Here is a 14,809-nt window from a genome sequence, read left to right on the forward strand (position 1 = left end):
CTGCCTCGAAATTAGTTGTATTCAAGCCTGCATTTCGCTGATGCCGATCTGTTGCAGTGCGTGGGCCAGGTCGATTACCTGGCGATGTTGTTTGTCGTCGAGCTGTTGCAATTGCTGGCCAAGGGTCGGTGCACCAAAGACGCCGCGCAGGCCTTGGGCCGCCTCGCCGCCGCCCTTGATCGACTTGCTGTCGAACGCCTTGAAGCCGCTATCGTTGCCACCGGTGTCGCGGTTGAACAGGCCCGACAACGTGCTTGAGCCAAACACCCCGCCGTCGCCAGCGCCGAAGCCGAGGAAACCACTGCCGCTGCCGTCGCCACTGCCATCGGTACTGAACACCTGGGCGATATAGCTGGGTGACGAGGCGCCGTCGTTGATGAAAATACGGCCGATCGGCGGCAGGCCTGCGCCCATTTCACGTTGTTCAAACAGCGGCGGGAAGCCGATGGGTGAACCCAGGTCGCCACTTGGGCGGCCGAAAATGATGGGCTGCAACGGCGGGTTCGGCGCGTCCTGGGGCGCAACCGGGTCGGTGACGCGAAACAGCGGGTCGCCGGTCAGTGCAAGGGTGTTGACCCCGAAGTTATCGGAGTTGGCAAAACCGCTGCCGGCGTTGCCAGCCAGGTCAGCCACCAGGCTGGTGTCGAGGGTGATGAAATTACTCGGGTCGTTGATATTCGCCGTCGGCGTCAGGGTCGCGGTCCAGGTCTTGCCGCCATCGCTGGTGGCCAGATTGGACAAGGTGCCGTTGGCGACGCTGAGGTCATCCAGGTCGAAACCGGTGACTTTCTCGCTGAAGGTGAAGGTCACGGTGGTGGTCTGGCCAACTGTCAGGCTGGGGTCAGCTAGGCTGATGGTCGCAGTAGGCCGCTCCCCATCAATCGCAAAGTTGTTGGAAATTACGATTCCGCTGCCGACGTTACCCGCTGCATCATTCACCAGACTGGTATCCATTACGATCAGGTTGGTGGCATCGCTGATGGCCGCCGTCGGCGTCAAGGTGGCGGTCCAGGTTTTACCGCCATCGCTGCTGGCCAGGTTGGACAACACAGCATTGGCCACGCTCAGGTCCGACAGATCAAAACCGCTGACCGCTTCACTGAAGCCGATGGTCACCGTGGTGGTCTGCCCGATGCCCAGGTTGTTGTCAGCCACGGAGATCGTCGCGGTTGGGCGCTGGGTGTCTATCGTGAAATTGTTGGAGTCGGTGGTGGCGACACCTGCGTTGCCGGAGACATTGCTCACGCCGGCATTGTCCAACGTGATCACGTTGCTGGCATCGGAAATACTCGCGCTCGGCGTGAACATGGCCGTCCAGGTGATGCCGCCGTCGGAGGACGACACGTTGCTCAGCGTGCCATTGCTGACGGCCAGGTCGCTGTTGTCGAAACCGCTCACCGCTTCGCTGAAGGTGATGGTTACCAGCGAGGCTTCACCGATGTTCAGCGATGTATCGGCGACCACGATGGTTGCCGTCGGCACCTGCGTATCGATGCTGTAGTTGGCGCCATCGGTGGTACCGGTTCCGGTATTGCCCGCCGCGTCACTCACGCCGGTGTTGTCCAGGGTAATCAGGTTGGTGGTGTCCCGCACACCGAGGGTCGGGGTGAAGACTGCGGTCCAGGTCACGCCGCCGTCGCTGCTGCTGACAGTGCTCAGGGTACCGTTGGCAACGCTGAGGTCATCGTTGCTGAAACCGCTCACGGCCTCGCTGAAGGTAATGGTCACCAACGAGGTTTCGCCGACACTCAGGTTGGAATCGGCCAGCACGATCGTTGCGGTTGGGCGCTGGGTATCCAGCGCGTAATTGTTGGAATCGGTGGTGCCAACGTTGGCGTTGCCGGCCAAGTCAACGACGCTTCCACTGTTAAGCGTGATGACGTTGCTGGTGTCGGTGACGCCATTGGTCGGCGTAAAGGCCGCCGTCCAGGTGATGCCGCCGTCACTGCTGCTCAGCCCCGAAACCACACCGTTGGCGACGGTCAGGTCAGCACTGGTGAACGCCGTCACGGCCTCGCTGAAGGTAATGGTCACCAGTGAGGTCTCGCCGACGGCAATGACGGTGTCGGCCACGACGATGGTCGCGGTCGGCCGAACCGTGTCGACGGCGTAGTTGTTCGAATCGGTGGTGCCCACGCCTGCGTTGCCTGCGCCGTTGACCAAGCCGGTATTGTCCAGGGTGATCACGTTGCTGGTGTCGGAAATACTGGAGCTCGGTGTGAACGTGGCGGTCCAGGTGACGCCGCCGTCGGTGCTGCTCATGGTGCCGAGTGTGCCGTTGCTGACGGTCAGGTCCGCATTGTCGAACCCGCTGACCGCCGAGTTGAAGGTCACCGTGACCAACGATGTCTCGCCAATACTCAGCGTGGTATCGGCGATGACGATGGTCGCCGTCGGCACGTTGGTGTCGACCTGGTAGTTATTGGAGCTGGTGGTGCCGGTACCTGTGTTGCCCGCAGCATCATTGATGCCGGTATTGTTCAGGGTAATCACATTGGACGTGTCGCTGACACCGAGGGCCGGTGTGAAGGTGGCAGTCCAGGTGACACCACCATCACTGCTGCTGACCGCGCTCAACGTGCCGTTGGCCACGCTCAGGTCCGAATTGTCGAAACCGTTGACCGCCTCGGAGAACGTAATGGTCACCAGCGAGGTTTCGCCGACGCTCAACGCGTTGTCAGCCACCACGATGGTCGCGGTGGGGCGTTGGGTGTCGACGGCATAATTGTTGGAGTCGGTGGTGCCGCTGCCGACGTTGCCCGCCCCATCCACGACGCCGGTGTTACTGAGGGTGATCAGGTTAGTGGCATCGCTGGTGCCGACGCTTGGGGTGAAGGTCGCGGTGTAGGTGATGTTGTCGCTGGTGCTCAAGCCGCTGAGGCTGCCGTTGGCGACGGTCAGGTCGGCCAGGGTGAAACCGGTCACCGCCTCGTTGAAGGTGATAGTGACCAAGGACGTTTCGCCGATGCTCAGCGCGTTGTCGGCCACCACAATGGTCGCGGTCGGGCGCAGGGTATCAATGGCGTAGTTGTTGGAGTCGGTGGTGCCGCTGCCAGCGTTGCCCGCCGCGTCACTCACGCCAGTGTTGTCCAGGGTGATGAGGTTGCTGGCATCGCTGGTATTGGCGCTCGGCGTGAGCGTGCCGGTCCAGGTGATACCGCCGTCGCCGCTGCTCAGGCCGGTAAGCGTGCCGTTGGCGACCGTCAGGTCGGCGCTGGTAAAACCTGTCACCGCTTCGCTGAAGGTGATGGTCACCAGCGAGGTTTCGCCGACGCTCAAAGCGTTGTCGGCCACCACAATGGTAGCGCTGGGGCGCTGGGTGTCGACGGCGTAGTTGTTGGAGCTGGTGGTACCACTGCCAACATTTCCGGCCGCGTCCGCCACACCGGTATTGGCCAGGACGATCAGGTTGGTGGCATCGCTGGTGCTGACGCTTGGGGTGAGCGTCGCGGTCCAGGTGATGCCGCCATCGCTGCTGCTCAGCCCGCTCAATACGCCATTGGCAACGGTCAGGTCGGCCAGGGTGAAACCGGTCACCGCCTCACTGAAGGTAATCGTGACCAGGGACGTTTCGCCGATGCTCAAGGCGTTGTCGGCCACCACGATGGTGGCGGTCGGGCGCAGAGTATCGACGGCATAGTTATTGGAGTCGGTGGTGCCACTGCCGGTATTGCCCGCCAGGTCACTCAAGCCGGTGTTGTCCAGGGTGATCAGGTTGGTGATGTCGCTGGTGCTGGCGCTCGGGGTGAGCGTCGCGGTCCAGGTAATGCCGCCATCGCTGCTGCTCAGCCCACTCAACACGCCATTGGCAACGCTCAGGTCGGCGAGGGTGAAACCACTCACGGCCTCGGTGAAGGTGATGGTCACCCCGGAGGTTTCACCGATGCGCAGCGCGGTGTCGCTCACCACGACAGTGGCGGTGGGGCGTTGTGTGTCGATGGCGTAGTTGTTGGAGTTGGTGGTCCCCACGCCAGCGTTGCCATTGAGGTCCGACACACCCGTGTTATTGAGGACAACGAGATTCGTCGCATCGGTGATCACCGCGTCCGGCGTCAGCGTGGCCGTCCAGGTGATACCACCGTCACTGCTGCTCAGGCCCGTGAGAGAGCCATTGGCCACGGTCAGGTCGGCGGTGGTGAAACCGCTCACCGCTTCGCTGAAGGTAATGGTCACCAGGCTGGTTTCACCGATCCTGAGGGCCGTGTCGGCGATCACGATGGATGCGGTCGGCGCCACGGTATCGTTGACCACATAATTGTTCGAGTCGGTGGTGCCCACGCCGGCGTTACCGGCCAGGTCGGCCACGCCAGTGTTGTTCAGCGTGATGATATTGGTGGTGTCGGCGATATTGCTGGCCGCGGTCAACGTTCCCGTCCAAGTAATTCCGCCGTCGCCAGTGGTCAAGGTGCCGACGCTGCCGTTCTGCACCGTCAGGTCTGCCGCAGTGAGGCCGGTCACGGCTTCGGAGAAGGTGATGGTCACCAACGACGTACCGCCGGAGTTCAGGCTGGTATTGGCGACCACGACGGTCGCTGTGGGTGGCGTCTCGTCCGGCACATAGTTGGTGTCGAGGGTGCCGCCATCACTGTAGATGTTGGCCACCGACGCAGGCGAAACACCCGCAGTGCCCGCACTTGTGCCCCCCACGCCACTGCCGCCGACGTTGCTGACGCTGCCGGCCAGGGCAGCGAAGTTGGCTGCGGTCATCAGGATCGAACCTTTGTTCCAGATGGCACCGACACCGACGCCGCCCGCTCCGCCCGCTTGCAAGTAGCCACCACCCGCGCCGCCACCGCCACCGCCGCCGCCCGCGCCGACGTTGTTGGAGATGACCGTGTTGCCGATGATCCGCAGGGTCGCGCCGGTGTCGTTGTAGATCCCCCCCACCGCGCCGCCGCCAGCGCCGCCGATGTCGTTGTACCCGTCACCGCCGCCGCCGCCGCCAATGGACAATCCGCCACTGACCGCGCTACCGCCAGCCGAACCGGTGCTGTAGCCCGGATACGCCGCGCCGCCCGCACCACCGGTGGTGGAACCGCCACGCCCGCCGATGTTGAAGAAGCCACCGCCTGCACCGCCTTGCCCCGCCGAGCCGTTGGAGCCCGTGGAGTTGAGCGTATCGCCCCCCCTGCCACCGGTACCTCCGGTGATCGCGCCACCACCACCACCGCCGCCGCCGGCGTACTGCGGCGTTACACCCCCACCGCCGCCACCGCCCGAAGCGGCGTTGGCGGTCACCGTGACGTTTTTCAGGGTCAAGGTGCCGGCGTTGTAAATACCGCCGCCCTGGGACACCAGCGCACCATCACCGCCGTTACCGCCATCGCCCGCCTTCATCCCCCGGGTAATCACCAGGCCATCAAGCGTGGCCGTGGTGCCGGACGTCACGTTCATGATCTGGGTGCGGTACTGGCCGTCGAGGGTCACGTCAGCAACGTTGTCGTTATTGAGGTCACCGTCGATGGTGATGTTTTTATCGACCACCAGCACCGACGTCAGCCCGATGGTCATGCCGGCATTGAAGGTGACGATGTCGCCGTTCTGTGCAGACGCCAAGGCGGCGCGCAGGGAGCCCACGCCGCTATTGAAATTGTTGGTGGCGGTCCAAGTGGCCAGGCCCCATTGATACTCGCTCATGGCGCTGGCCGACAACACGTTGGCACTTTCGATATTGCCTGTGGCGATTTCCAGGTCCCAGTCGCCACCCAGGCCGGTGCGGTCGTTTGACCCCGCCACGTCGCGGCCGGTCAACTGCGCTAATGAATCGACCAGGCTCAAGCCACGCTCGCCTTCGGCGGTGTAGCAGCCATAGATCAGGATGTCGCCACCGACGTTCATGTCCTGGCCGATCTGCGCCAGTACCTCGCTGCGGGTCTGGACGTTATCCGCCGACAGGTAACTGTTGCCAAGCCACAAATCGCCGGCGTTACCGTGGGCGATGATCTGCACCGAGCTGACGCCCTGGTGGCTGTCCAGGTAATCGGCGATCTGCTGCAAACCGTCCTTGGTCGCATCCAGTTGTATCACCTGGGTACCGGGCGCCACGCCCTCGAGCAGGCTGGCGGAATCCTTGACTCGGGAGTCGACGAACAGCACGCTTTTGCCCGGCACCGCCGCGTGGGTCGCATCGACCTGGCCCTGGGGCGCGTGAGTGTCCGCCGGCTGATCCGCCGTGGGGGTCTTGACCGCCTCGGCCGTGGGCTGGGCATCCGGCTGCGCGGCATCGGCCACGGTTGCCGCCACCGCACCGTCGAACAGCATTCGCGGCTCCAGGAACATGATCATTGGCGATGCCAGGGCGTGTGCACCCTCGGTTACCCGCGATTTGCCTTTGCTCCACCACATGACGATCACCTGAACTCGAACGCTTTGAACACGCAAAAAAAGAAAAGCCGCAATCAGTTGATCGCGGCGTCGGTTTTCATACGAATGACATTGGCCGCACTGGCAGACCCATCGCGCCAGAACGACAATGCGGCATACTTTTCAAACAGGTCCGGCGGTAACAGGGTTCGCCGGGCTTGTGGGGCGACCTTGGGCTTGACCTTGTGCAGGCCGGTAAGCCCCAGCGCCTGGTCAAAGGCCGGCGCGTCGTAGGTCAGGTGGTTGAAATCATGTTCGAACCACGCTTCACCGATGAACTCATACACCAGCCGCATCACGCGCTCCGGGGCCTGGCTCAACAAGTCGTAATCGACGATCAGCAACGACTCGGCGTTCTCGCCGTAATAAGCCTCTTTGAGCGCCGTCCAGGCAAAGCCCACCAAGCGATTGCGCTGGGCCAGGGTTTCGCAACGGCTGTAGACGGTGTTGCGCTCGTCATCGTCGTTGAACAGTTTGGTGTTCTCGAACGGATTGGCGCGGAACAGGCGTTCAAGGCTGTCCAAGACCCACGCCACGTTGCGCACACAGGCGATTACCTTGGCCTGGGGGAATAGGTCATGCAGTGCGGGCATCCGCGCACACCACTGGCGGTTGGTGTCGAACACCACCGGGGTGGAGGTTTTATCCGCGTAATAAGCGTCGAACAAACCGCGCAACAAACGGCGGCGAGTGATGGCATCGATCACCGAGCCGAACTCGCTGCCAGCGCTGCATTGCGCCAGAACCCCGTTGAACAAAGGGCTCACCGGGCTGCTCATGCCGGCGTGGAAACGCGGGTTCTGCAGCAGGATCGCAGAAAGCAGGGTCGAGCCGGAACGCGGCAAACCCGAGATAAAGTGATACTGCATCCGTTCACCACTTTGTAGGACAACATCCATTTGTCGTCGAAGAGTAGCTGAGGATTGCACGCACCACTAGGACGCAGTTGCCACTATTTTGACATTCCTTTCATAACGAATAGGTATTAGCGGCAACCTTCCGGGCGCAAGGGCGCTGGCCCTCGGCATAGCACGTAGAGACGCGCCCTCGCCCCGCCGCCGTCTTGTTGGCTGATCAGTCGCCAATCCGCCGGCAGCGGCGCAAATTCGTCCGGTTGTTCGTTGCTGCTGATCAGCCAGACACGCCGGGTATCGGCCGGCAAATCCGACAAGCGGTCGAGGTAGATGCGCCCACCGTCCTGGTCCACCAGGGTGCCAAAGCCGTAGGCATTCGGCCGGGTTGGCGTGCCATCGGCCTTGGGCGGGGTGTAGAGCTGCAACTGGGCGTCGGTCTGGTCGTAATACACGTAGCTGAGGTACCACAGCATGTCGCTGAGGACGATGCGGTCGTCTTCCTGGTAGTTGCGATTGACGAACTCCACTGGCCCGTTGAACTGGTCATGTTCATCCACCGTAAAGTTATTCTTCAACCCCAGCAGTTCCACACCGACCAACAGCACGAACAACGCCGCACCCGGCAAAGACAGGCGCGAGGGCAAGCGGTCGATGGCTATCGCCACCAGAATCGGCAACCCCAGGGCGTATACGGTGAGGTAACGCTCGATAAACACCGGGGAGATAAACGACACGCCGTAGACCAGTAACAGCGGCAACAGGAAGAACAGCGCCAACAGGCTGGCCGGACGATAACGCTCGCGATCACGCCAGGCCGTAACACCGACCACGCCCAGCAGCAGCAACGGGAACAGCCAGAACAGCGGCGCCCAAATGCCCAGTCCCTCATCCTGGAGCAGGAACTGCCAGATCATCGACGGCACGGAGAGCAGGCTGACCGGTTCTTCCCAGCCTACATCGCCGCCCACCTTGAGTTCATCGACATGCTGCACCAGGCCCAGCAGGTTCGGCAGCCAAGGCAGGTACAACAGCACGATGGTCACGTTGGCCAGCCACCACTGCCGACGCAGAATCAAGCGCTCGCCAGGCCGCTGGGACGTGCACAGCACGCCCAGCCACGCCCAATGCACCAGCACGCACAACGCGGTGAAGTAGTGGGTGTAGAAACCGGCGGCCATCAGCAACACATAGGCCACCAGGCAGCGACTGCGTTCGGGCTGACGCACCCAATACACCAGCGCCAGCGTGGCGGCCAGCAGCCACACGCCAAGCAGCGAATACATCCGCACTTCCTGGCTGTAGCGCACCGCCGTGGGCATCAGCGCCAGCAGTACGCCGGCCAATACGGCGGCACGCTGGGTCGACAGCTGGCGTGTCAGCCAGACGCCAAGCCCCACAACCACCACGCCGGGCATCGCACTCATGCTGCGTATGGACCAGATCCCGTCGCCAAACAGTTCGATCCAGCCACGCAGCATGAAAAAATACAGGGGTGGATGCACATCGTGCGCGGCGTGAAACCACAGGTCGCCCACGGCGTATTCGCTCAGCAGCAGGCTGGAGCCTTCGTCGCCCCAGATCGCCGCCGCCGTCAGGCCATAAAAACGCAGGGCCATGGCCAGCGCCAGAATCGGAAACCACCATAGCCGGCTCAGCCATCCGGCACCTGCCCAAGCGCCGTTGTAAGCGGCAACGGCCGCAACCTTTTCGTCTTGCTCTACCACAGACCGTCGCACCTCAATTCCCTTGCCATTGCTTGTTTCCAAGGCAAAACCCGTGCATGCACAAACAGTCGCCACTCTAGGTCAAAAGCCTCCGATTCGCTCGCTGTTTCGAAAGCAGCAGGCAGCGAACAAAAGCGGCGTCTACGCTCTGCGGTGACGCCCGGTCGATTGGCGTCACACCCCCGTAAAGCCCACACAAGGATGAACGATTCATGGAAGTATTCATCGGCACCATCCAACCCTTCGCGTTTAATTTCGCCCCACGAGACTGGGCCTTGTGCGCCGGTCAGACCCTTTCACTCAGCCAGTTCCAAACGCTGTTCGCCCTGATAGGCGTCACCTACGGCGGCGATGGCGTGCAAACGTTCAAGCTGCCTGACCTGCAAGGTCGGCTACCTATCGGCCAAGGCAACGGTACAGCGCTGTCGCCGCGGGTCATGGGCGAATTCGCCGGCACCGAAAGCATCACGGCCACCCTGGCCAACCTGCCCGCCCACACCCACGATGCAACGACCCTCGCCATCAGCACCTCGGTGCAACTGACCAGCGTCACCAGCAACCCAGTGAACGTGCCCACCGCCACCAACGCGTTTATCGGTGCTTCCGGCACAGGACCGGGCAGTGCCTCGATCTACTCCGACCAACAGGGTGTCAACCCGGTACCGCTCAAGGGCGTCGCCTCCACGGTGACGGGAACCATCGCGCCCACGGGCCAAGGCCTGCCCATGGGGTCGATGAATCCGTTCCTGGCGATCAACTTCAGCATTGCCCTGAACGGGATCTTTCCATCACGCAGCTGACACCTGCACGTGGCCGAGGCTTGCAGGCCTCGGCCCTTCTGACGCGGAGCTCCCTATGTTGAACCTGGTCACCCCTGAGCATTTTCGGCCGTTGCTGAATCGTACGAGCGTGCTGTACCTGCCCGATGGTTCGGCGCTGCCGATCCAGATCCAGCGCTTGGACGATGCGCCGCAAGCGAGCATGCCGGGCAGCCCTCGCGGGGCGTTCAGTGTGTTGCTCAACAGCCTGGAACCTACCGACTTCGTCGATGGCCTGTGCCGTTTGCCACTGACGGACACCTGCCTGGAACACGTGTTTGTGTCCCGCGAGCCCGCCATGGGCCGTGACGCGCAGCGCGGTTATTTCTGCATCGTGTTCAACTGAGACGGGTACCACACCAAGCGCTGAGCGGCAGGCGTCTCTTCCTCCACCCGGAACCCCAGCGCCAGGTAATGCTGGCGCGCGTGGGGGTTACTCGCCCAGACCACCGTGGCCACCGGGCAACACACCTGTTGTGCGGCTTGCTGCACGCCCTGCAGCACTGCCCGGCCAAAGCCCCGGCCTCGGGCGGCGGGGATAAACGCCAGGTACAACACGCGGATCTCATTAGGCCCGAAGTCGGCACTCAAGGCGCCGATGGGGGTATCGAGTTTCTCGATCACGTAATGCAGCGCACCCGGAAAGTGCTCGCCCATGCCGCGCTCCTGAACCTGAAACTGCTGGGCGATCACCTCTTCCACCAGGGCCTGCTCACCATCGATCCACTGCAAGTCCGCGCGTGCCGAGCGGTAAAGCCTGTGCAAAAACGGCTCGTCGGTACTGCGTGACGGGCGCACCGAGAGGCCCTGCGCCAAAGCGCCTTCCTTGTTTAACATCGCGTTCAACTCCTGTCAGAACCCGCTTTCCCTAACGCCCAGTGCTGCGGCCCGTCGCCAGGCCACACCCAGCACCGACTCGCTGCGCCCTTGCAACACCACCACACCGCGCAGCGGCTGATGGGGTGTCGGGATCGGTTGCACACTCTTCAAGCGAGCGCCGTATTGGGCCTGTACCGGCTCCGGGCGTTGGTTTTCGTCACGGCGCACGGCGATCGGCCCATGGTGGTCGGAGGTCAGCGCCTCTTGATCCAGGTAGGCCACGCCATTGGCGTCGATGTCGGTCAATTCCACAGCGATGGCGGCGTGCATCGGATCATCGGCGATAAAACGCCCGGTCGCCCCCGGCGCCACGCGCCACAACTCGGCTTCGGCCACATAGCCGCGCAGGCGTGCGCCATCTTCCACCACCCGCGCCAGTGCATCCTTGGGGGACAGCCAGCGGCCCACGCTCAACTGCGGCAGCACATCGCGCACGATGCCCGCATGGGGCGCCCGCAACAGCAGGCGCTCACGCTGGGCGGCCAGGCCACGGTACTCGGCCAGCGCCTGGGACAGTCGCTGGTCGTTGATGCCTGCGTCCGCCGCCGTTTCGATGCGCCCTGCCTGGCGGCGCATCTGCAACTGCAGGATCTCCACTTCGCGGCGCACGATACTTTGCCGCGCATCGAGGTCGGGGGATTCCAGCTCAATCAGCACCTGGCCCTGGGTCACCGCTTGCCCATCGACGACCTTCAGCCCCTTGACCCGCGCCGCCACCGGCGCATGCAGCGCACTGGCGCGTCCCGCCTCGAGCATCGTCGGCAGTTCCACGGCGCTGCGCCATGGCACCACCAGCGCCAGCAGGATCAACAGTAACCCCAGGCCGGTCAGCAGCACCCGCGGTGCATAGGCCTGGCTGCGCCGGCTCCACCATTCGCGCCATTCCTTGAAGATCGGCAGGAAGATGAACCACACCAACTCCACCAGCATCAGGAAGATCCCGAGTAATTTGAAAAACAGGTGGTACACCGCCAAGGCGATCCCCAGGAACAACGCCGCTCGCCACAACCACGCCAGGTAGCCCCACCACAGCAGGCGTCGCTGCATCGTCGGCGACCAGGGCTCCGGCGCCGGCTCGCTGTAGCCGAACAGCCACTCACGTAGGCGCCAGCGGCACAGGGCGAAGGCGCGGCCTTGCAGGTTATCGACACCCCATAAGTCGCTGATCAAAAAGTAACCATCAAAGCGCATGAACGGGTTGAGGTTGATCGCCAAGGTGGTCAGCCATGTGGCACTGGCCAACATAAACGCCGCCGTACGGGCGGGACCGTCCGGCAACAGCGACCAGGCCAGCAGGGCAACACAGGCCAGCAACAACTCGGCCATCACCCCGCCCGCGCCGATCATCAGGCGAGAGCGGCGATCATTGACGCGCCAGGCGTCGCTCACATCGGTGTAGAACATCGGCAGCATCACCATGAACGCCACGCCCATGCTCTGTACCCGGCAGCCGGCGCGCTTGGCCATGAACGCATGGCCGAACTCATGGCACAGCTTGGCGAAAAACAACGCGGTGCCAAAGGCCAGGGCGCCCCCCAGGCTGAACAGGTGCGGGAAGGTCGCCAGGAACCGCTGCCAATCCCGCGCGACCAGAAACACGCCGAGCCCCAGGATGATCGGCAAACCATAGCGCAACAGACCCGGCCCGAAGCGCGCCAGCCACGGCCATACCCGGTTGAGAAAAGCGTCCGGACGCCACAGCGGGATGCGGAAAAACAGGTATTGGTGCAGCAGGACTTTCCCCAGGCTTTTTTTCTGCGCGGCGGCTTTAGACAGGTAGCTGGCCCGTTGTTCGGGGTCGAGGGCGGCGATCAGGTCGTGGGCGCGCAGAAAACTCAGCAACTCATCCACCTCGCTGCCACCCAAGGGCAGGCCCGGCTCACAGTTGGCGGCTTGCAGGACTTTTTCCGGGTCGCCCAATGCCCAGTGGCGCAACAGGCGGATGGCGGTCGCGCCGAGCTTGAAATAGCGCCCGCGTACCGGGTCGGCCAGGGTCCAGCGCGGCGAACCATCCAGGGCGGCGCCGGCGCTGGACAGTTGCAGGTCCTCGCGCAGCTTGGGCAGGCTCGTCACAGGCCCACACTCTGGCGCAGGCCCGCCAGCGGTCGGCGCAACAGGTACAGGGCCAGCGGCGCACGTTCGCCAAAGATCTTCGCGGTACCGCGCAGGCCAATACGCGGCGGCGCTTCATCGAACTGCGCGTCCAGACGATAGGCCAGTTGCCCGCCCGGAGTGGGCTGGGCCTCGTAGGCGGCGCGTTGCAGGGTGGCGAGATGGCGCTGCAACGGGTCGCTGTCGAGGAACAGCGCGACCTCGGCGTTCGGCTCCAGCGCAATCGCATCGCCCACCGCCAGCTCAATGCGCAACTCAGCCTGGGCGGGGTCGGCGATCTGCAACAGGCGCTCGCCGGTCTGCACCGGTTTGCCGGTCCAGCGTTCGGCGTCGGCGAATACCGCGATACCGTCGCGTTCGGCGCGCACTTCGCTGCGCTTGAGCAACTCGCGGGCATAGTCACGTTCGGCACGTTTTTGCTCGACCCGCGCGGCCAGCAGGTCGATGCGCGAACTGGATTCGGGATCGGCAAAGGCACGTTGGGCATTGGCTTTGAGTTCCGCTTCGGCCACGCCCAGGGCGCGCGCCGCCACATCGGCCTGAGCCGTGAGGGTGGTGCTTTCAAAGCGCAGCAGTAGGTCGCCGGTCTTGACGACCTGGTTGGGCTTGACCAGGAATTCGGCAATCACCCCGTCCAATGGCGCTGCCACCACCTGCCCGGCCAGCGGCACCACTTCGGCCGGCGCCAATACCGATTGGCGCACCGGGATCAGCAGCGTGAGCAACAGCGCAACCCCGACCAGCACCTGGCGCTTGCGGATCAGGCGCAGCCGCCACGGCTGGCGCGGTTGCAGGGCGAGCCAGGCATGGCTGCAGGTATCGCCCCACTGCGCCAGCAACACCTGCTCGGCAGGGTTCCACGGGATGTCCCGCGCCAGCCACAAACCACCGAACACACGGCCTTGCGGGTCAATCAAGGGCAGCCAGAACACATGGCCGGCGGACAGGCTTTGCCAGTCGGCCTGCACCTGGGCGCTCAATTGCTCGGCCTGTACCACCCGTGCGGCCTGGCTCAGCGCCTGCTTGTGTAATTGCGCCACAGCCTGCTCGACAAAAGCCACAAACGGCGCATTCGGGTCGACACTGCTCACCGCCGTCACCGCCCGCACTTTGCCGGCGATCAGCAGCGCCGCATGGCGATAGCCGAACAACGGCTGGCCGTCGTTGACCAGGCTGTAGGCCAACTGCTCGGTGGTTCGGGCGGCACGAGTCTGGTGCTCAAGCGCCAAAAACTGGGCGAATACCCGCTCGGTATTGCCCGGCATCGGGGCGTTCATTGCAGTTGCGCGAAGTGGGCAGTACCGCTCATGCCCGCCATCAATCCGGTGGCATTGGTCACACTGGCAACCAGCAAGAGCGTCTGGCTACCTTCATCGATGCGTGCGCCGAGACGTTTGACGGTGGCGTTGAATGCCTGGCCGGTTTCATCCGGGGTAAAGCTGAAGGTCTGGCCGGGCTTGAGCTTACCCATCCAGCGAGACGGCACCAGCAGGTGGATTTCCAGGCTGCGGTTATCGACGATTTCCAGCAGCGGCGCGCCGGCCGAAACGCTTTCATAACGCTGGACTTTGCGCTGCACCACCTGGCCGTCATACGGTGCCAATACGCTGCAGCGCTTGACCTGCACCTGGTAGACCTGAGACTGGGCCTGGGTTTCGGTGAGCTTGGCTTCGGCGCGGGCCACCTCGAAACGCCCGACGGAATTCAGTGCAGCCAATTGCTTGTTATGGGCCAGCTCTTCACCGGCACCGCGGCTGGCCGCCGATGCGGCGTTGAGCTGGGCCTGGTAGGCCGAACAATCGAAGCGCGCCAGGGTGTCACCCTTCTTGAATGACTCGCCTTCGCTGAACGGTAAGTCGACGATGCGTCCGGACAATTCGCTGGCCAGCATCGCCTGGTCGCGGGCGCGCAATACGCCACGGGCCTCGCCAGCGGTCCCAGCATCGACTGACGGCGGGGAATGGTCCAGCAACGGCTCCTCTGCCATAGCCATCTGCGCCACACCCAACAGACAGGAAAAACCCAACGCCCAGCTACGCAACTGCTCCATACATCACTA

Annotated in this window: 9 protein-coding genes; 2 read left to right on the plus strand and 7 right to left on the minus strand. The window is 63.4% G+C overall.

The window, feature by feature from the left end:
- Window positions 1-21: 21 nt before the first annotated feature.
- The 3 genes from M2397_RS28225 to M2397_RS28235 all read right to left on the minus strand — a co-directional run bounded on the left by M2397_RS28225 (window position 22) and on the right by M2397_RS28235 (window position 8,953).
- Window positions 22-6,345, minus strand: a complete 6,324-nt coding sequence (locus tag M2397_RS28225) for an Ig-like domain-containing protein (RefSeq protein ID WP_259244875.1) — start codon at window positions 6,343-6,345, stop codon at window positions 22-24.
- 53 nt (window positions 6,346-6,398) lie between these two features.
- Window positions 6,399-7,232: a sulfotransferase gene (locus M2397_RS28230; protein WP_131700491.1), complete on the minus strand. Its 834-nt coding sequence runs from the start codon at window positions 7,230-7,232 to the stop codon at window positions 6,399-6,401.
- Between the two features lie 116 nt (window positions 7,233-7,348).
- On the minus strand, window positions 7,349-8,953 hold the full coding sequence (locus M2397_RS28235; RefSeq protein ID WP_259244876.1) for a glycosyltransferase family 39 protein: 1,605 nt from the start codon (window positions 8,951-8,953) through the stop codon (window positions 7,349-7,351).
- 200 nt (window positions 8,954-9,153) lie between these two features.
- On the opposite strand from M2397_RS28235, the gene M2397_RS28240 reads away from it, so the two are divergent.
- Both M2397_RS28240 and M2397_RS28245 read left to right on the plus strand, forming a co-directional pair.
- Complete coding sequence (locus M2397_RS28240) at window positions 9,154-9,741, plus strand: phage tail protein (RefSeq protein ID WP_131700489.1); 588 nt, start codon at window positions 9,154-9,156, stop codon at window positions 9,739-9,741.
- A 55-nt stretch (window positions 9,742-9,796) separates the two neighbouring features.
- Window positions 9,797-10,105, plus strand: coding sequence for a hypothetical protein (locus M2397_RS28245; protein WP_131700488.1), 309 nt, complete (start codon window positions 9,797-9,799; stop codon window positions 10,103-10,105).
- On the opposite strand, the gene M2397_RS28250 is transcribed toward M2397_RS28245, so the two are convergent.
- The 4 genes from M2397_RS28250 to M2397_RS28265 are packed head-to-tail and all read right to left on the minus strand — an operon-like array spanning window position 10,081 to window position 14,743.
- Window positions 10,081-10,596: a GNAT family N-acetyltransferase gene (locus tag M2397_RS28250; RefSeq protein WP_259244877.1), complete on the minus strand. Its 516-nt coding sequence runs from the start codon at window positions 10,594-10,596 to the stop codon at window positions 10,081-10,083. The genes M2397_RS28245 and M2397_RS28250 overlap by 25 nt on opposite strands.
- A 15-nt stretch (window positions 10,597-10,611) precedes the next feature.
- Window positions 10,612-12,711 (minus strand): HlyD family efflux transporter periplasmic adaptor subunit, encoded by a 2,100-nt coding sequence (locus tag M2397_RS28255; RefSeq protein WP_259244878.1) that lies wholly within the window; start codon window positions 12,709-12,711, stop codon window positions 10,612-10,614.
- Entirely contained in the window at window positions 12,708-14,027 is a 1,320-nt protein-coding gene (locus M2397_RS28260; protein WP_259244879.1) for an efflux RND transporter periplasmic adaptor subunit, read from the minus strand. Before M2397_RS28260 ends, M2397_RS28255 begins: the two co-directional genes overlap by 4 nt.
- The gene (locus M2397_RS28265) at window positions 14,024-14,743 is read right to left on the minus strand and encodes an efflux RND transporter periplasmic adaptor subunit (RefSeq protein WP_371920971.1); all 720 of its coding nucleotides are present in this window, start codon (window positions 14,741-14,743) and stop codon (window positions 14,024-14,026) included. The genes M2397_RS28260 and M2397_RS28265 overlap by 4 nt, the downstream gene beginning before the upstream one ends.
- Window positions 14,744-14,809: the final 66 nt, after the last annotated feature.

Origin of the sequence: Pseudomonas sp. BIGb0381, assembly GCF_024809815.1 — a bacterium.
GTDB lineage: Bacteria > Pseudomonadota > Gammaproteobacteria > Pseudomonadales > Pseudomonadaceae > Aquipseudomonas.

What these genes read in the sequence shown, in the direction of transcription:
- M2397_RS28265 (WP_371920971.1), bottom strand. Translation starts at nt 14,743, where the DNA reads ATGGCTATGGCAGAGGAGCCGTTGCTGGACCATTCCCCGCCGTCAGTC.
- M2397_RS28230 (WP_131700491.1), bottom strand. Translation starts at nt 7,232, where the DNA reads ATGCAGTATCACTTTATCTCGGGTTTGCCGCGTTCCGGCTCGACCCTG.
- M2397_RS28245 (WP_131700488.1), top strand. Translation starts at nt 9,797, where the DNA reads ATGTTGAACCTGGTCACCCCTGAGCATTTTCGGCCGTTGCTGAATCGT.
- M2397_RS28225 (WP_259244875.1), bottom strand. Translation starts at nt 6,345, where the DNA reads ATGTGGTGGAGCAAAGGCAAATCGCGGGTAACCGAGGGTGCACACGCC.
- M2397_RS28250 (WP_259244877.1), bottom strand. Translation starts at nt 10,596, where the DNA reads ATGTTAAACAAGGAAGGCGCTTTGGCGCAGGGCCTCTCGGTGCGCCCG.
- M2397_RS28260 (WP_259244879.1), bottom strand. Translation starts at nt 14,027, where the DNA reads ATGAACGCCCCGATGCCGGGCAATACCGAGCGGGTATTCGCCCAGTTT.
- M2397_RS28240 (WP_131700489.1), top strand. Translation starts at nt 9,154, where the DNA reads ATGGAAGTATTCATCGGCACCATCCAACCCTTCGCGTTTAATTTCGCC.